Annotated in this window: 12 protein-coding genes; all 12 read left to right on the top strand. The window is 51.9% G+C overall.

Going from position 1 to position 19,616, the window contains the following annotated elements; translation table 11 throughout:
• The first annotated feature begins 51 nt into the window (after window positions 1-51).
• The 12 genes from Q0577_RS02735 (at window position 52) to Q0577_RS02680 (ending at window position 19,599) form a co-directional block, all read left to right on the top strand.
• A complete protein-coding gene (locus Q0577_RS02735; RefSeq protein WP_298732557.1) occupies window positions 52-417 on the top strand; it encodes a hypothetical protein in 366 nt (121 codons plus the stop codon).
• A gap of 177 nt (window positions 418-594) precedes the next feature.
• Window positions 595-1,215: an RNA polymerase sigma-70 factor gene (locus tag Q0577_RS02730; protein WP_298732813.1), complete on the top strand. Its 621-nt coding sequence runs from the start codon at window positions 595-597 to the stop codon at window positions 1,213-1,215.
• 35 nt (window positions 1,216-1,250) lie between these two features.
• Window positions 1,251-2,252: a FecR domain-containing protein gene (locus Q0577_RS02725; protein WP_298732555.1), complete on the top strand. Its 1,002-nt coding sequence runs from the start codon at window positions 1,251-1,253 to the stop codon at window positions 2,250-2,252.
• Window positions 2,230-5,553: a TonB-dependent receptor gene (locus Q0577_RS02720; RefSeq protein WP_298732553.1), complete on the top strand. Its 3,324-nt coding sequence runs from the start codon at window positions 2,230-2,232 to the stop codon at window positions 5,551-5,553. Before Q0577_RS02725 ends, Q0577_RS02720 begins: the two co-directional genes overlap by 23 nt.
• A 16-nt stretch (window positions 5,554-5,569) precedes the next feature.
• Entirely contained in the window at window positions 5,570-7,054 is a 1,485-nt protein-coding gene (locus Q0577_RS02715; RefSeq protein WP_298732551.1) for a RagB/SusD family nutrient uptake outer membrane protein, read from the top strand.
• Between the two features lie 7 nt (window positions 7,055-7,061).
• Entirely contained in the window at window positions 7,062-9,491 is a 2,430-nt protein-coding gene (locus tag Q0577_RS02710; protein ID WP_298732549.1) for a glycoside hydrolase family 38 C-terminal domain-containing protein, read from the top strand.
• A gap of 10 nt (window positions 9,492-9,501) precedes the next feature.
• Complete coding sequence (locus tag Q0577_RS02705) at window positions 9,502-10,875, top strand: SGNH/GDSL hydrolase family protein (RefSeq protein ID WP_298732547.1); 1,374 nt, start codon at window positions 9,502-9,504, stop codon at window positions 10,873-10,875.
• 5 nt (window positions 10,876-10,880) lie between these two features.
• A complete protein-coding gene (locus Q0577_RS02700) occupies window positions 10,881-13,193 on the top strand; it encodes a GH92 family glycosyl hydrolase (protein ID WP_298732545.1) in 2,313 nt (770 codons plus the stop codon).
• A gap of 183 nt (window positions 13,194-13,376) precedes the next feature.
• Window positions 13,377-15,086: a RagB/SusD family nutrient uptake outer membrane protein gene (locus Q0577_RS02695; protein ID WP_298732543.1), complete on the top strand. Its 1,710-nt coding sequence runs from the start codon at window positions 13,377-13,379 to the stop codon at window positions 15,084-15,086.
• A gap of 11 nt (window positions 15,087-15,097) precedes the next feature.
• Complete coding sequence (locus Q0577_RS02690; RefSeq protein WP_298732541.1) at window positions 15,098-15,535, top strand: DUF5004 domain-containing protein; 438 nt, start codon at window positions 15,098-15,100, stop codon at window positions 15,533-15,535.
• Window positions 15,536-15,551: 16 nt separating this feature from the next.
• The gene (locus Q0577_RS02685) at window positions 15,552-16,514 is read left to right on the top strand and encodes a DUF4961 domain-containing protein (RefSeq protein WP_298732539.1); all 963 of its coding nucleotides are present in this window, start codon (window positions 15,552-15,554) and stop codon (window positions 16,512-16,514) included.
• Between the two features lie 10 nt (window positions 16,515-16,524).
• A complete protein-coding gene (locus Q0577_RS02680) occupies window positions 16,525-19,599 on the top strand; it encodes a SusC/RagA family TonB-linked outer membrane protein (RefSeq protein WP_298732536.1) in 3,075 nt (1,024 codons plus the stop codon).
• The last annotated feature ends 17 nt before the right edge of the window (window positions 19,600-19,616 follow it).

Below are 19,616 nucleotides of genomic sequence, written 5' to 3'. Positions count from 1 at the left end.
TTGGCACAGTGCTTGTTTTAGCAGAGTGAAAAAAGGGTTATGAAAAAGAGCATGAAACTTTTAGGAATCTTCTTTATTGCTATGCTGGTTTTTGCAGTTGGATGCAGCAAGGATGACGATCCTGCTGACAACGATTTTTTTGTAGGAACATACAATGGAACGATTACCTACAATGATGGAACGGAGTCTCATAACGACGAAGACGGACGTGTAACCGTGGTTAAGGTAGACGATACTTACACCTTTGATTTCGGAAGCGGTATTCCGAATATCAGCGGCGTAAGATTCCAGAAAGAAGGGGATAATACCTACGTCAGTGTGGGCGATGGCGTTACCGGTATCACCATTACAGCCAACACGCTGAAAATGCTGGTATCTAACAGTGAGGGAACATGGACAGCAGATTGTACGAGATAACATTACATTTTTACATCTTATCAGACAACAGCACCCGCGCATTCGGCGCGGGTGCTGTTGTTTTATACCGACACACACCTTATACGGCAAAAAAAATGTGCAAATAATCAATTTTACGGGAAGATTAAGAAAATACTGCTAAATCGATTAAATTAGCCGGTAGATTGAATTCCCGTGATGCGACAAGACCTTTCCACGTATGTTGATGAAGAATTATTCCTGCAGGTAAAGCAGGGAAATAAAGAAGCGTTTGAAGAGATCTTCCGGCGCTTCTGGCAGGAGCTGCTGGATGCGGCCTACCGGCGCGTAAAAGAGCGGGAAACAGCCATGGAGCTGGTACAAAGCCTGCTGGTGAACCTGTACCTGAAAAGGGAAACCATCATATTGCACACCTCTCTCCGCAGTTACCTGCATATATCTCTGAAAAATAAAGTGCTGAATACCGTACGGGCAGAGCTGGTACGCAATACCTATCGGCAGCGGATGCTGAAAGGCGGCGAGCCTTATCAGCACGATGCCGCCAGCCGCCTGCAGTTAAAGGAACTGCAGCAGCGGATAGACGAATCCTGCGCCAGTATGCCTGAAAAGTGCCGCGAAGTATTTTACCTGAGCCGCAGAGAACATTTGTCGTACCAGCACATTGCAGAACAACTGGGTATATCAGTGAACACCGTGGAGAAACACATGGGCAAAGCCCTGAAAATACTGCGTTCGCGCCTGAAGGAATACAATTTTACATTGTTCTGGTTCCTGGCCTTGCTGCTGCTGTTAGTGGAAAGATTTTTCAAACTATTTTGAACCACAATGGCGGTAGACCATTTTCCAGGTGTCTAATGTTAGAGACTATCAATATGAACAACGACCGGCTAAAAGCACTATTGACTAAATACCTGGACGGAACCGCCACGGAAGAGGAAGTCCGGGAGGTAGACGAGTGGTACCGCTCTTTTGAGGGGCACGCCGGTTTGACGGAACGGCTCAGTGAAGGGGAACGCAACGCGCTGGAGCAGCTGCTTTTCCTGCGCATCAGCCACGGAATAGTGGCCGGCTCCCCTGCCGCAAGGGTGGTAAAAGGTTCCTTCCGCCGTTACCGGTGGGCAGCCGCCAGTGTCCTGGTATTGGTGCTGGCGGGCGGCATCTATCTTGCCCGCAACCCGGGAAAAGGACCTGCCACAACGGGGCTTACAGTAACTGAGCAGGCAGACAGGAGCGCTGTCAAAAAGATCGCCTTGCCGGATGGAACGCTGATCTGGCTGAACTTTGACAGCAAGCTGCGTTATACGCAGGCGTCCAGCCGCGAACTGTGGCTCGAAGGCGAGGCCTATTTTGAAGTGGCGCCGCAGCAGGGGAATGCTTTCCTGGTGCATGCAGGAAAGCTGGATGTAGAAGTGCTTGGCACCAGTTTTAATATCGACGCCTATACGCCGGAGGCAGCCATCACCGTAACCGTGTCTGGAGGGAAGGTGGCTGTGGGAAATGAGCAGGGCCGCCTTATTGCGCTCAGCGAAAATCAGCAGGCGGTTTATTACAGCGAAAAAAATACAATAGATACAGCAAGGATCAACGCGGCAGATTATAACGCCTGGCGGGAAGGGCAGCTGGTGTTCAGGAACCTTACATTTGCCAGGATTGCACAAAGACTGGAACGCGCCTACAATGTGCGGATCCGCTTTGCAACGGCGCCTGTCGCCAACGCCATGCTCACCGCCCGTTTTGACAGGAACACCGCGTTGAAGGATATACTGAAAATGCTATGTGATATTTATGGATTCAGCTACCGGGAGGCGCCGGGTGGCAATGAATACCTGGTATATGATGATCAACCAAAGCATTAGGCGAATAATATGGCTGGCCTGCCTTGTACTGGTATTGTGTGGCGGGATCCTTCAGCCGATAGCCGCACAAACGGGAACAACGGAAGAGCTGCAGCGTACCCTGGTGAATATACAGGTAGTGAACCAGGGATTCGATAAAGTATTTGAACAGATAGAAGCCAATACACGGTTCAGGTTTGTGTACAATCCTGCAGAAATTGCAGGCAGCGGTAAAATAACGATCAGCAAAAAAAAGATTTCCCTGGCACAGGTGCTGCAACTGCTGCCGGCTGCCCTGCAGTATGAGCTGAGGGGCAGGAACATCCTGATCACGCGGCAGGAGAAAATGGCTGCTGAAACGGCTCCTGTACAGGAAATAAGCGGTCGTGTAACGGATGAGCAGGGCAATGCGCTGCCGGGTGTGAACGTGTTCACAAAGGGAATGCAACGCCGTGTGATGACCGACCAGGCAGGTGGATTTAATATCCGCGCAGGTCCGGGAGACACCCTGCTGTTCCGCCTGATGGGCTTTTACGAGGAAGCGCTACCGGTTACAGGTCCGGTATCCCTATACGTTACCTTATTGCCCAAACCGTCTCCACTGGGCGAAGTAGTGGTGATCGGCTACGGCACTTCCAGTAAAGAGCACCTCACCACGGCTGTTGGCACAGTGAAGGGGGAAGACCTGAATGAACGGGCCACCACCATGAACGTGATGCAGGGCCTGGCGGGTAAAGTAGCCGGTGTAAGCGTGATGATGAACTCCGGTAAGCCGGGCGGCAATCCCATTGTAAAGATCCGAGGCACGGGCTCCATCAATGCGTACAACGGGCCGTTGTACGTGATAGATGGCATTGTGGGCGCTGATCCACTGGTAATCGATCCGAATATTGTTGCCGCGGTAGACGTGCTGAAAGATGCAGCTGCCTCGGCTATTTATGGATCAAGAGGATCCAACGGCGTGATCGTGATCACCACTAAGAAGGGAGGAAAGGACAGTCCGGGTATTACATTCCGCAACACGCTCAGCTTTGGCACCCTGGCCCGTAAAGTAGACCTGATGGATGCCGGCGAAGCACTGGAAATGTTCAAACGCCAGTATGAATACGTGCCGGGCCGCCTTGCACCGCACCTGGATCCTGACTGGAAGTTCCCGCGCAAGGAAGAGTTGTTCAATGCAGACGGTACGCCAAAGTATCATACTGATTGGCAGGATGCCGCGAGCCGTCTGGCCATTTCGCACGAGCATGCGCTCTCTTTTTCTCTGGGGAAAGATGATATCAGCGCCCTTGCAAGTCTTTCGTATAACGATCAGCAGGGTATCCTGATCAACAGCTATTCGCGGCAGGTGAACGGGTTTATTAACCTGGGCTGGGACGTGAAGAAATGGCTGCATCTTCAGGCGGTGATCAACAGCGGTGCGTATAAACAGAATAATGTAGACATCAATACTTTCGGACTGAATGCCGTGCGGCAGGTCTATGAATTCCTGCCCTTTCTGCCGGTGAAGTATGCAGACGGCACCTATTCACGTAAAGGCGATTACCCGGGCGCAGAAGATTCTGAGAACCCGGTGCGGCTGATGAGAGAAGTTGAGTCTGTAGCCAGCCGTACGTATACGATGGGCAACCTGCTGGCCACTTTTTACCTGAGCAGCAAGCTGCAGTTTACCGCCAGCTTCAGCGGGCAAACCGGCGCTACTTATGACCTGTACTATTCAGGACGCGACATACGCGGTTATTCTGATACGCAAAAGGGCGTAGCTACCCGCGGACATGGCAATTCCGGCTCCTGGACAACGGAAGATTATTTTACCTGGAACGAGCAGCTGGGCAAACATAAGCTCACCGGCGTAGCGGGCGCCAGCTGGTATTACTTTGCCAACATGAGCACCAAAGCAGGCAGCGAAGGGTTCTTTGATGATTTCTTTTCGTATAACAGCCTGCAAACGGGCCTGGTGCCGCAACGCCCGGAGTCAGGATCCAGCAACACCGCCATGAACTCGTACTACATGCGGTTCAATTATGATTATGATAACCGCTACCTGTTCGGTTTTTCATTCCGGGCAGACGGCTCATCACGTTTCGGCGCCAATAACAGGTACGGCTATTTTCCCAGCTTCTCTGCTGCCTGGCGCTTATCTTCAGAACCCTTCCTGCGCGATGTGCGCAGGCTCAATGATCTGAAGCTGCGCATGAGCTACGGCATTGTTGGGAATGCAGATATCGGCGATTATGTAACGCAGGACAAGATCAACAGCGGCCAGGCGGCGTTTGGCGGACAGGTAGCGCCTTCGGCCACGTTAGCGGGACTGGGTAACAAGAACCTGAAATGGGAGAAGGCCCACCAGTTCAATTTCGGTATCGACGCCCTGCTGCTGGACGGCAGGCTGCAGTTCACAGGCGATATCTACAACCGGGTAACAAAAGATCTGCTGTACTATAAGTTATTACCTGCTACTACAGGTTACGCAGGGGCATTTGACAATATTGGTTCTATCCGTAACAGGGGACTGGAACTATCGCTGGTAACGAACAACGTCCGGCGCAGGTACTTTTCATGGAATACTTCACTGATCTACTCCATGAACCGCTCCCGCGTACTGGAACTGAACGGCGATATCATGTATCCATGGGCAGGCCGTATTATGGAAGGCCGTCCGCTGAATGAGTTTTACGGTTACCTGCGCCTCGGCACCTGGGGAACACAGGAAGCGGCAGCAGCAGCGGTATATGGCAGGCAGCCGGGCGACCTGAAATATGCAGACCTGAACAACAATAAAGTCAAAGACGCAAACGACCGTACGGTGCTGGGTAACGGCATGCCCGACTTTGAAGCCAGTATGGTCAACACCTTCAACTACCGCAACTTTTCGCTGGCGGTAGACCTCCAGGTGATCTACGGACACAGCCTGGCCAACCTGACGCGGCTGATCATGGAGAGTTCGGCGCCTACCACCAACAGCTACCGCAGCGTGCTGGATGCGTGGACACCACAGCACCAGGGTGTGATGAACGCCGCCCTGCGCCTGCCCGGCGATGGGCTTATCAATGAGATTGACAGCTATAATGTAGAGAAAGGATCTTTTCTGCGGGTGCGGAATATTACGCTGGGTTACCGGCTGCCTGCCGGATGGCTGAAGCGCCTGCACCTGAACACGGCGATGCTGGGCATCAGTGCAGAGAATTATTTCCTGTTCACCAAATACAGGGGATATGATCCGGAGGCATCGTCTTTTGACGGCGACTTTAACCAGGGCGTAGACCTGTATCAATACCCGAAGGCGAAAACGCTGGCCTTCACCATAAACATTACACTCTGAACAAAGAGATGATCATATGAAACGACCTATCGCGCTGCTGATCCTGGCAGCCCTTACCTCCTGCAGCAGGTTCCTGGAAGAGGAACCTTCAGGCTCACTGAGCCTGGCGCATTACTATAAAACGCCGGAGCAGGTGAGCGCAGCGGTGAACGGCTGCTATGAAGGACTGGCCACTCCCTTTGTAGAGAACATCGGTGTATCTGTAAGCCCGGTATACTCGCTGGAGTACATCACCGGTTATAGCCGCAGGCCGCGACCCTCGGGCTTTGAAGATGATCAGTTCCTGCGGCTGGAAAAACTGGATAATGCAAATACCAGGTTACAGGGATGGTGGGTGGCTACCTATTACCCGGTGGAGAACTGCAACAGCGTGATAGCGCATGTAAGTGTAACGGACCTCGTAGATGAAGTCACCAAGCAGCGCTACCTTGGGCAGGCTTATTTCCTGCGGGCGTGGTATTATTTCCAGGCAGTGCGCCTGTTCGGGGATATTCCCCTGAAGCTGGCTACCACAAAAGATCTGAACGATGTGAAGATCCGCCGTTCACCAAAAGAAGCAGTGTATGAGCAGATCGTGAAAGATCTTACCATGGCAGAGAACAGCGGATTGCCCTGGGTGGATCCCAGCGGGCATGTAAGTCTTGGCGCGGTGAAATCGCTGCTGGCGAAAGTATATATCACCATGGCCGGTTATCCTTTGCAGAAGGGAATGCCTTATTATGAAAAAGCATATGCCAAGGCAATGGAAGTGATAGACAGCCACCAGTTTTCCCTGTTTGAACAGTATAGTGATCTGCGCAATCCTGCCGTACAGAATACCCGCGAACATATTTTCATGATACAGCATCATCCTACGGTGGCGGTGAGCAATATACATGGTGCTTACCTGCCGTACCCGGTAGAGCCCATTTCCATACAACCTGCCTATGGCGGAGCAATGGCGCCCACACAGGCGTTCTATGATTCCTATGCGGCTGATGACGGCCGTAAACAGGAGCAGGCTTTCTTCTATACAAAATACCCGCGTTATGGGTACCCGGCTGAAATGATCCATCTGCCAGCGCCTTATATCTTTAAATTCTGGGACAACGATGCAGAGAAGACAGGCCGCTCCGGCGCCAATTTCCCGCTGATCCGTTATGCAGATGTATTGCTGCTATGTGCAGAAGCAAAGAGCCATATAGATGGGGGCACTACTTCAGACGCTGCTGCCATTGATGCTTACTATGCCGTGCATCACCGGGCTTTTCCGACGGCCGTAAAACCGGCGGCATTGAATACGGACGATATTCTGAAGGAAAGATACTGGGAGCTCTGCTTTGAATTTCAAACCTGGTATGATATGCTGCGCACCCGCAGGGCCTTTGATGTAGCCAGCGGCCGTATCACTGCGCTGATAGGATACAGGGCGCCGAATCATACCCGGGCGTTTATTGAAAGTGATCTACAATTTCCATTACCATTCGCTGAAGTTCAGAAGAACCCGGACTTGGCACTTTAACAACAGCATGAAAAGAATTTTTATTGGCCTGGCGGTATTGCTCACCGTTGTGGCACAGCGATCTTTTGCGCAGCACTATTTTATTGACGGTTATCATGGCGGCAGGTATGGACATTACCCGGAAGGATATACGGCGTTTATGACCAGCCAGCTGCAGGCGCACCCTTACTGGAACATCAACCTCGAGCTGGAACCGGAAACCTGGGATATGGTACGCATTACGGAGCCGGAGGCTTATGCTGCCTTTAAAAAAATGTTTGCAGATCAGTCGGATGCCGGGCGTATCGAATATGTAAACCCCGGCTATGGTCAGAGTTATCTTTACACCAGTTCAGGTGAAAGTATGATCAGGCAGTTCAGTTATGGCATACAAAAGGTGAAGGAACATTTTCCCGGAGCGGTGTTCAGTACCTACTCCAGCGAGGAGCCCTGTTTTACCAGCGCACTGCCACAGGTGCTGCTGTCGTTTGGGTTTAAGTATGCATCGCTGAAGAACCCGAATACCTGCTGGGGCGGCTATATCCGCGCTTTTGGCGGCGAGCTGGTACAGTGGGAAGGGCCGGACGGCAGCCGTTTGCCAACCGTGCCCCGCTATAGTACTGAGAAGCTGGTGAGCAATTCTACCTGGCAAACCACTGCCTGGAATAACGGTGAAGCATATATACAATCAGCGCTGGCAGCCGGTATCCGGCGCCCGGTAGGGATGTGTCTGCAGGATGCGGGCTGGCGGGTAGGCCCCTGGCTGAAGGAGAACGCACAGTATGCAACCTGGCGCCATTATATTGGCCATATAGCAGACAGGCAGCAAGCCACCTTGTGGAAGCTAAGCCAGGAAGACATACAGGTAAGCCTGGTGTGGGGCGCACAGGTATTGCAGCGTATTGCACAGCAGGTAAGAATGGCGGAGAATAAACTGGCGGCGGCTGAAAAATATGCCGCCATCCGCGTTTTGCACGATCACCAGACCTGGCCGCAGCAATCGCTGGACACGGCGTGGAAATCACTGCTGCTGGCGCAACACCATGATTGCTGGATTGTTCCCTATAACGGCCACAAAGGTGATCAATGGATCGATAAGGTAAAACGCTGGACAGACATGACCCTTGCGGTAAGCGACAGTATACTGCAGCAGCATGAAACAGCAGCGCAATATGTCCGCATCGTGAATACTACTGCGCAACCCCGTGAAGAATGGCTGACAATTACAAATACAGATGGCAGTCCGCTGCTCATCAACGCGAAAGTGCCTTCCATGGGGTATAAGGTTTACGAGCTGCAGGCTGCAGCAGCACCTGTCATTCCCGCCGGGCAGCATCAACGGTTGACAGATGGCCGCTATGCCATTGAAACGGATCAGTACCGGGTAGTAATAGACCCTTATAGGGGCGGTGTGATCACCAGCCTGCAGGATAAAAAAAGGGGCCGTCGCGAGCTGGTAGACCGCAGGAATGCACGCGGCTTTAATGAACTGCGGGGATATTTTTACCGGGAAGGAGCCTGGCGTTCCAGTATGGATACAATGGCTGATGTGCGCATCATAACAGATAACCAGGCGCAGGTAACAGCGGAGATCAAAGGCTTTATTGCCGGTCATCCCTTTACGCAACGCCTTACACTGGTGAATGGAAGACGAAGGATAGACATGCAGCTGAAGATTGACTGGCAGGGCGATCCGGGTATAGGCGCACCACAGGCAGCGTATTACCGTGCAGAAGATTATCACAAGGCATTCTATAATGACAGCTTTAAACTGCAGGTATTGTTCCCGCTTCAGCTGTCGCAGCAGCAGCTCAGCAAGGATGCACCCTATGATGTAACAGAAAGCCGGCTGCCCAACACTTTCTTCAGCAGCTGGGACAGCATCAAAAACAATGTGATCCTGCACTGGGCCGCTGTAACAGACGGTCATACCGGGATGGCCATGTTCACGGATCATACCACCAGCTATGTGCATGGACAACAGTATCCCCTGGGGCTTACGGTACAGTATGCAGGTACTGCCTTATGGGGACGTAACTATCACATTGATGGCCCTACGGAAGTAAAGTATGCCATTCTTCCGCATCGTGGTAAATGGGATGCCGCTGGTGTCAGCCGGGAAGCCGCCAACTGGTGCGAACCGCTGCAGCTGATGCCTGCTGCCGCTGAGCGTGATTTCTCTCTGCTGTCCCTGCAGGACGAAAACTGGGAGATACCCGCGCTGCTGATGGATGGAAAGGATCTGCTGATCAGGATCTACAACGCTGCGGGTGACAGCCGTGCGCATAATGTTTATTTTTCCGGAACGGCTGCGGAGGCAGTATTGGAGCAGCTGAACGGCCAGGCATTGCAGACACTGCCGCTGAAGACTGCCGCCGGGAAGTCGGTTATCCGCTTAGCTATTCCGCGATTTGGCATACGCACTATCCGTTTAAAAAATGTAAACGTTCAACACTAAACAGTACGATATGAAAAAACTATTTTTTGCTTTTACACTGGGCCTTGCATCATTGGCTGCACAGGCGCAGGTGAAACCTTTTCAGCAGAACGACCGTGTGATCTTTGTAGGCAACAGTATTACAGAGCAGGGCGCTTATGTGTCTTACGTATATCTGTACTACATGACGCATTTCCCAGACAGGAAGCTGCTGATCATGAATGGCGGTATCGGGGGCGACAGAGCGTCTGATATCTACCGCCGCCTCGACTATGATATCCTTGCCAAGAAACCGAATGTTATGGTGCTGACTTTCGGCATGAACGACAGCGGTTATTTTGAGTTCAACGGCAATGATGCCGATAAGACTGCACGCGAACGTATTGAAGCGTCGCGCCGTAGTTATGAGCAGATAGAGCAGCGGCTGGTGGCAGCGCCGGGAATACAAAAGATACTGATGTCATCCCCGCCCTATGATGAAACGGCAAAGATCGGGGGCAATGTATTCCGTGGCAAACACAAGGCCATGCAGGAGATCATTAAATTCCAGCAGGCAGCGGCAAAAAAGAATAACTGGCCCTTTGTGGACCTTTTTTACCCGATGACGGAGTTGAATACACGCTTCCAGCAAAAGGATTCAACGTTTACGCTGATCGGCCCGGACCGGGTACACCCCGGTAATGGCGGTCACCTGGTAATGGCTTCCCTGTTCCTGAAGAGCCAGGGGCTGAGCGGACAACCGGTAGCGGATATACGTTTGAATGCCACCGGTAAATTGCAGGCAGCGGTTAACTGCAAGGTCAGCAATCTTGCAGCAGGTACAGGTAAAATAAGTTTCGACTATCTTGCAGGGTCACTGCCTTTCCCGGTGGATACGGTGTCCCGGATGTGGGGGAATGATCAGAAACAATCTGATGCCCTGCACTGGATACCGTTTACGGAAGAATTTAACCGTGAAATGCTGCAGGTGGGCGGGCTGCCCGCGGGTGAATATGCCTTGCGGATAGACGGGCATACCATTGGGCAATGGCCTGCCAGCGTTTTTGCAGCCGGTATTAACCTGGCCACGCAGCAGGAAACGCCGCAGTATAAACAGGCTGCTACAATTATGCAGCTCAACGCGCGCCGTGCGGAAGTGGAATCACGTTTCCGCCGTTACTACTGGGTACAGGGTAATTTCTTTGACAAAAGGAATATGCTGATGAAAGACAATGCTGCCGCACTGGATAGCGTGCGTAAATACGCGAAGACGGACGGTATGCTGCGTTATCATGAAGAAAATTATGAAACGGCCATGTACAAAGAGCTGCGCGACCTCTGGCAGCAGGAGATCGATACGCTCATTCGCCTGATCTATCAGCAGAACAAGCCTGTTTCACATAAAATTGAGATCGTTAAAATTTAATTATTGTGAAGATCATTGCTCAATTATTCCTGTTCATTGTTTTGAGTGTTCCTGTTGTCAGCTTTGCACAGGAGCCGGCTGATTATGTAAATCCGTTCATCGGTGCAAGCACCAGTGTGGGTGCAGCCGGTATCTATCACGGCCTGGGTAAAACCTTTCCGGGCGCCGCTACGCCATTTGGTATGGTACAGCTCAGTCCCAATACGATCACCGGTGGCGACAATGGTTCCGGTTACAGTTATGAGCACACTACCATAGAAGGTTTTGCCTTTACACAAATGAGCGGCGTAGGTTGGTATGGCGACCTGGGAAATTTCCTGGTGATGCCCACAACGGGTCCGCTGCAAACTGCAGCAGGCAGGGCGTCTCACCCGGAGGAGGGCTACCGCGCCACCTATTCCAAGCAGGATGAAAGAGCCGCTGCAGGGTATTATGCGGTAAAGCTGAAGGAACCCAATATCACTGCAGAAATGGCCGCTGCGCCGCACAGCGGTATCATGCGGTTCACCTTTCCCGCCAGCCAGCAATCACGCATACAGATAGATCTTGCCCGCAGGGTAGGAGGCACTGCTACCTGGCAGGAAGTAAAAGTGATAAATGACTCCACGATTGCCGGTTATATGCAGTGTACGCCTGAAGGCGGCGGCTGGGGCAATGGCGATGGCAAGGCAAATTACACCGTGTATTTCTACGCGCAGTTCAGCAAACCGCTTGCAAAATATGGCGTGTGGAGCGCCGACATACCGGATGACTGGACGCGTAAGCGGGAAGATATTGAGAGCGAGCGTTATCAACAGCAGGTGGCCCGGGCGGCTGTGTTGCCGGGAGTAAAAGAGAAAGCAGGCAAACACCTGGGGTTCTATACTGAATTTGGTACAACAGCGCAGGAAGCGGTGTTGATGAAAGCAGGCATCTCTTTCGTGAGCATTGCAGGCGCGCAGGCCAACCTGGAAGCAGAGATCAAAGGCTGGGATTTTGACGCCGTACACCGCGATGCCTGGCAGCTATGGAACGAGGCGCTGGGAAAAATGGCGGTTACAGGCGGTACGGAAGAAGAAAAGTCGGTATTCTATACTGCTTTATACCACACAATGATAGATCCCCGCAACTTTTCAGACGTAGACGGCAAATATACCGGCGGCGATGGCAAAATACATACTGCACAGGGTTTTCATAAACGCACCATCTTCAGCGGGTGGGATGTGTTCAGAAGCCAGATGCCTTTGCAGACCATCATCAACCCCGCGGTGGTAAATGATATGATCAATTCACTGGTTACCCTGGCGGATGAAAGCGGTCAGCATTACCTGGAGCGCTGGGAGTTCCTGAACGCCTACAGCGGCTGTATGATCGGTAACCCGGCTGTTGCGGTGATCACCGATGCCTACGCCAAAGGCATCCGCGGATATGATGTGCCAAAGGCCTATACCTATGCCAGGAACACCGTAGAAAAATTTGGCAACGGCAGCAAGGGCTATTCCACCGGTGGATTGAGCGTGTCGCTGACCCTGGAGTATGCCTATTTTGACTGGTGTATGGGACAGCTGGCAGGCATGCTGGGCAAGACAGCAGACGAAAAAAACTATACGGCGCGGGGCAATAACTACCGCAACGTGTTTGACACGGCAAAGGCCTGGTTCCGGCCGCGCAATGATGACGGCAGCTGGCAGGACTGGCCAAAAGAAGGGCGGATGAAGCAGGGGTACGGCACCATTGAAAGCAGTCCCTATCAGCAGGGCTGGTTCGTACCCCAGGATATATCGGGGATGGTGAACCTGATGGGAGGAACGGAAAAAGTGCTGGCAGACCTGAATACCTTTTTTGATAAAGTTCCAAAGAACATGATGTGGAACGATTATTACAATCACGCCAATGAGCCGGTACACCATGTGCCCTTTTTATTTAACCGCCTGGGCGCTCCCTGGCTCACCCAGCAATGGACACGGGAGATCTGCGCACGCGCCTATCATAATTCCGTAGAGGGCCTGGTGGGTAATGAAGACGTGGGGCAGATGTCTGCCTGGTATGTATTAGCCGCCAGCGGCCTGCACCCGGTGTGCCCGGGCAGCACCCGCTATGAGATCACCAGCCCGGTGTTTGATACCGTGGCCATTCAGCTGGACCCGGCTTATACCAAGGGCGGACAATTCAGCATCATAACCCGTAACAACTCGCCGGCCAACCGTTATATCCAACGGGCATGGCTGAATGGCAAACCCTATATCCATTGTTATATAGATCACGCCGGTATTGCCGCAGGAGGAACGCTCGTCCTGGAAATGGGCAATAAGCCGAATAAAAGCTGGGGGATCAAATAAAATTTTCTGCAGGAATGGCGGTACCGGTTTTTCCAGGTGTCATTACAAGTAGGGACAACAGTAACTGATCAGATAGTATCGTGTTACGGACCACTGTAAAAGGCTGCTTTTTACAGACAGGGACCGCCATGTCCTGCTAGCAGATTTATCACCAAAAGCTGAACGCTACCACGTATGTACGTTATGAGACTGAAAAGCATCCCTGCTATTCCTGCCTTCCTGTGTTTAGGGATGTTCACGCTGATTTCCTGCGGGAAGAAGAACTTCCTGGACCAGACCGTCACCACTAACCTGGATGAACAAACTGTGTTTGCTGACAGTGCCCGGACAGTGGCCTTTCTTACAGGTATTTACGGGGATATTGGCTTTACCGAGCATGCCACCCGTTTTGGAAATGGCGGACTGGATGCCGCCTGTGACGAGGCAGAGCCGCAGAAATCGGCTTCCATCACCACCTCGGTACAGTTTGCCACCGGTACCGTAAACCCTTCCATTATCAGTAAAGACGCCTGGGATCTGCCCTATACCAACATCCGCCGGGTGAACCAGTTGCTGAAACATTTGCCGCAAACACCTATTCCGCCGCATATCCGTAATGTTATGAGAGCGGAAGCGCGTTTTCTGAGGGCATGGTACTATGCCATTCTGCTGAAGCATTATGGGGGTATTCCGCTGCTGGGGGATTCTGTGTACAATGTAACGGACAAGATCCCTGCCGTGCGCAATACCTATAAGGAATGTGTGGACTATATCGTTTCGGAATGCGAGGCAGCTGCAGGCGCATTGCCACTGGAACGCATACGCGAAGACTATGGCCGCGCCAGTGGCGGGGCCGCCATGGCGCTGAAAGCAAGGGTGCTGCTGTATGCTGCCAGTCCGCTTTTTAATGGCGGCAACATTGCCCCGCAAAACCAGGTGACCGGCTATACAGATTTTGTGGCAGAACGCTGGAAACTGGCGGCAGATGCGGCCGCCGCCGTCATGCAGAGCAATGCCTATTCATTGTACGAAGACAATACAACAGCCCCGGGATACGGCTTTTACAAAGTGTTTACCATGCGGGTAAACCCCGAGTATATCCTGGCCAGGATGCAGCCAGGTAACCGCGAGCTGGAAACAGCCTGGCAGCCGCCTTCGCGCGATGGGGCCCACGGCGGATTTCCCTACCAGGATTTTGTAGACGCTTTTGGCATGGCCAATGGTAAGCTGATCACAGATCCAACCTCGGGCTACGATCCTGCTGATCCTTATAAGGATCGTGACCCGCGCCTGGCATACTCCGTGATACGTGACCAGACGCCCCTGATACAGAACAATGGCCTGAAAGAACCGGTGAATATCTACCTGGGCAGCGATGGCAAAGGCGTGAGCCAGGATGCCGTGTATGCAGGTACGCCAACCGGTTACTATACCAATAAGATGCTGGATGAAAATATTGCCGCCAATTTTATCCACGGCAGTCAGCGTTGTTTTCCCCTGATGCGCTATGCAGAAGTACTGCTGAATTTTGCGGAAGCCACCAATGAGTATACCGGTCCCACACGGGAGGTATATGACGCTGTGGAGCTGGTGCGCAAACGCGCGGGCCTGTCGCCTTACCAGCTGCCCGCCGGCTTTAGCAGGGAGCAGATGCGGGAAGCCATCCGCGCAGAAAGGAGAGTGGAGCTGGCTTTTGAAGGTCATCGTTTCTGGGATGTAAGAAGATGGAAGATCGCTGAAGAAACGGAAACCCGGATGATGAGCGGTATGGAAGTAAGGCGTGCAGGCGGCAATGTAACCTATACCATTTTTCCTGTACGTAAGCATAATTTCCGCACAGCCATGTACCTGTGGGCCATTCCGCAAAGTGAAACAGCAAAATCGCCCGAGTTAACACAAAACCCTTCCTGGTAAAACACACAATCATGCAAATAAAATTCCCGGTATGTTTACTGATGATGATCCTCTTAGTGGTCATCCATGCGTGTAAACGCGATGAAATACGTGTGCCTGAGCAGCCAAAGGATATTTCCGGCGCCTGGCGCATTACCAAAGCCATGCGCAACGGTGTGGACATTACAGCGCTGGCAGACTTTACACAGTTCAGGATACACTTCAGTCCCGACGGGCAATATACCCTTGAGCACCCGCTGCCTTTTGTAGTGAGCAGGGATGGCAGCTATAAACTGGATGATCCGAAGCATCCCTTCCGTATGAGTTTCCGGCAAAGCGGCCTGAGTGTGGAGATCAGCACCAGCTTTACCTACCCGATCGTGAACGGCAAACGTAATCTGAACCTTACGTTCAGCCCGGGTTGCGCGGCCAACACTTACCTGTATACGCTTGAAAAAGTAGCACCCTAATCCAACACCGTACACAATGAAAAAATATACTTACAGCATCAGCTTGTTCCTGCTTTTACTTGCAAGCTGCGTATTTCTGGACGGAGTAGATCAGCCGTCTTCAGCAAAGGCAGGAGAGGGGCTGACCATTGTCATGCATAACCGCATTGATGTGGCAGACGGCGGACGTTCCAACGTGCGGCTGATCATCGGTTTCCTGGCGCCTAAAAGCTGGCAGGCCACTGTCAACTCCACCATTACCTATACCACTACCTCTTATGGCAACGGTAAAATGGTACCGGTACCATCTACCGTGGAGCCCTCCAATGGCAAAAACTGGCCGGCGGCCCTGAAAGATCGCTTTGGCATGGGCGGCAATTTTATGACGGACGACCTGGAGTGGGTGGTGTTCTGGACCGAACAGACTTATAATGTGCCGCAGGGCGTAAAGGAAAACATTGATGTGACCATCGTTACCAAGGCAGGTCCGGAGAACACACAGTTCAAAACCGGTTACTTCCTGGGTACCAGCTCTGAAGGCCTCAGTGATGTATTTGGTTCCAACAATGTTTACAAATGCCAGTTCAAAGATTGTTTTATGATCACGGACGGAGAAGGCGACCTGATAGACTTCTGTAATCCGCAGATAGCTGCAGTTACACCCGGCATGGCTACGGATAACGATTTTCTGACTATCGCTTTTGACCCGGATGTGATAGAAACGCCGCTGAGTGGGGTGGGTGATATTTATTTCTGTGCAAAGGCTTACACCACTGACGGACAAATGCTGGAAGCCTGTATGCAGACAGCGGCTTCAAAACTGAAGAAATATACCGGGAATAAATCCGCTGTCACCATCTGGCCAAGGGCTTTTTTCAATATGCAGGAAGGGCAGGTGCTGCAAAAGATAGAATACTTCTTTACAGATGCTACCGGTACCGTAAAGGTTGGGTTCAGCAATACTGCCAATCCATTTGTGTACACATTCAAATGCCAATAAAACTGATACAATGGCTTACCGCTACATCCAACAATATATTTTCATGCTCAGCTGCCTGATGCTTTGTGCAAGGGCACAGGCGCAGCAGCCCGCCACGCTCAACGGCCGGCTGGTAGACAGCTATGGCCAGGCCCTGGAAAAGGCCACTGTTTTTGTAAAAGGCAGGGGCGACAGCACCAGCAGTGATGATGCAGGCAATTTTACCGTACGTGCTGCCATGAACAGTACCCTTATTATCAAGCGCAGCGGATACCAGACACTGGAGTATAAAGTACGCGATACCGGCTCGCTGACGCTGCGTATGGAGGAGGTATTCATCCCATCGCCGCAACGTATACCCGTGTTGTATGGAGAGGCATCGCCCAAAAGCATGGTAGGCGCTGTTGCCACCGTATACACCAACCAGCTGGCCACCACACCGGCTACCTTGTATGCTTATGCTTTGCCAGGACGGCTGGCAGGACTTTACACACAGCAAACCAGCGGCTTCCGCACTCCCGGTACAGGTAACAATTTCGATGTAGACATATTTGTAGGAAATATACCAAAGCCCGGCGCAATGGAGCCGAGCGACAATACGGAAATAAACCTGTGGCTGAGGGGACAGCGGCCGGTAACCATTGTAGATGGTGTGCAGCGCGATGTGTTTTCCATCGATCCGGAAAATATAGCATCTATTTCGGTGCTGAAAGACGGGTTGTCTACCATCCTGCTGGGGCAGCGCAGTTCCCGCGGCGTGCTGCTGGTGACCACCAAAAGGGCGCAGGCAGGTAAGCCGCGCCTGTCATTTACCGCGCAAACAGGTGTGCAGCAATCACTGCGCTTACCTAAACCATTACCTGCCTGGGAATATGCCTACCTGCTGAATGAAGCGCTGCAGAATGACGGCAAAACACCTTTGTATAAGGAAGCAGACTTTATTGCCTTCCGTGATCACACCAATCCATATACGCACCCGGATGTAAACTGGTATGATGCTATCCTGCGGGACAACGCGCCTTTGTCGCGCTACAACCTGAACATCAATGGTGGCGGTAATGTAGCCCGTTATTCCGTATCGCTGAACTATACTGATCAGCAGGGCATCTTCAAAACATCGCCTGGTAACAGCTATAATACCAATGCAGGATTAAAGCGCTATCTCATCAACACGGATGTGAATATTGATGTAAGCCGCAACCTGAATGTGGGCATGCAGATCTTTGGCCGCCTGCAGGAGGGAACGCAGCCTGGCGCGGGTACCAACAGCCTGCTGAATAACCTGCTGGGAACACCTAATTCAGCCTATCCTATCTATAATCCTAACGGCAGCTGGGGTGGTACGGGTAACCTTACCACTAACCTGCTGTCGCAAACCATCAACAGCGGTTATATACAGGATAACAGCAAAGACGTGATGGCGAACATAGACCTGCGCTATGATATGGGGGACTGGGTGCCGGGACTGTCTGTAAAAGGCAAAGGCAACCTGTCCATACAATCGGCCAACGCCTTTGACCGCAGCAAACGTGAGCTGGTGTACCGTATGACAGCTGATCCGGGAGATACCGCTTACACCAAATATGGCGAGGCCATTACACAGAAGAATGATTTCATTACCGTTTTTAATGCGCAGTACTTTTTTGGGCAGTTATCGCTGAACTATGACAGGCAGCTTGGTTTGCATGGCATAAGTGCAGTGGTGCTGGCCGACAGGCGGCAGACGGTCTTTAACTATGATCTGCCGGGTAAGTCTACCAACCTGTCGGGTAAAGTGGCCTATAACTATGCAGACAGATATTTTATAGAAGGGGCCATTAACAGGAGTGGCTTTAACCGCTATATGCCCGGGAAACAATATGGAACTTTCTTTGCCGGTGGTCTTGGCTGGGATATAGCGCAGGAGTCTTTCATCAAAGGTAAAGCCAGGTGGCTGAACCAGCTGAAGCTGAGAGGTACTTATGCGCATACCGGGAACGGTATTGATAATTCCGGCTATTACATCTGGCGCCAGGATTTTAGCGAGAACAATGGTATAGGCGGCGGTATATATGAGCAGGGCACTGCGCGTTCTCCCGCCACCGGTTTCCAGGAGAACGGCCTGGCCAATGTGAACATCTCCTGGGAAACAGCACGCAAACTGGATGTAGGGGTGGATGTATCGCTATTCGATAACCAGTTGCAGATAACGGGAGACTACTATCGTGACCGTTATGCCGACCTGCTGCAGATACGGGGAAAGAGCATTGCTTTATCGGGCGCCAGCTATCCGCCGGAGAACATTGGTGTTAACCTGTACTATGGCGGTGAGCTCACGATCACCTACCAGGGCCGGGTGAGCGATCTTAACTACTTTATTACCGCGAATGGCAGCATAGAACAAAGCAAGGTACTGTTCATGGATGAGCAGCGCCGTGATTATGAATGGAACAAAAGAACCGGGCTGCCGGTGGGCATGCGCTTCGGATATATTGCAGATGGCTTTTTCGGGTCTGCAGAAGAAGCAGCAGGCAGCGCCACCATTGCGGGTTATACACCGATAGCCGGTGATATCAAGTACAAGGACCTGAATGGCGATGGCACTATCAACCAGTTTGATGAGGCGCCTATTGGCAGCTTTAAACCACGCATCTACTATGGTGTTTCCGCAGGTTTATCCTGGAAAGGATTTGAAGTAAGCGCCTTGTTGCAGGGCGTAGCCAACCGGATCAACTATGTGTCCAACTTTACAACGGAGATGGGTTTCCAGTTCATGAACTTCACTTACGGACAGGCCTATGAGCAGATCACCGGCCGCTGGACGCCTGAAACAGCTGCTACGGCCACCTATCCCCGTCTAACGGCAGATGCCAATCACAATTATAACAAGGCTGGTTCCTCTTTCTGGGTACGTAATGGCAGTTATTTCCGGTTAAAGAACCTCAGCATTGCCTATAACCTGCCTTATGCCTGGATGCACCGCCTGCGGCTGGGCAGTGTGAAAGTGTTTGCCAATGCGCAGAACCTGTTCACCCATGCCGCGTATGATTTTGTAGATCCCGAAGTAGGAGTGGGGGCTTATCCCATTCAGCGGGTATTGAACACCGGTATCAATATTAAATTTTAGTCAGCCATTTAAATAAA

Source organism: uncultured Chitinophaga sp. (genome assembly GCF_937898475.1).
In the GTDB taxonomy this organism is placed as follows: Bacteria; Bacteroidota; Bacteroidia; order Chitinophagales; family Chitinophagaceae; genus Chitinophaga.
The sequence above is the reverse complement of the archived record's forward strand: the minus strand, read 5'-3'. Positions and strand labels throughout refer to the sequence as shown.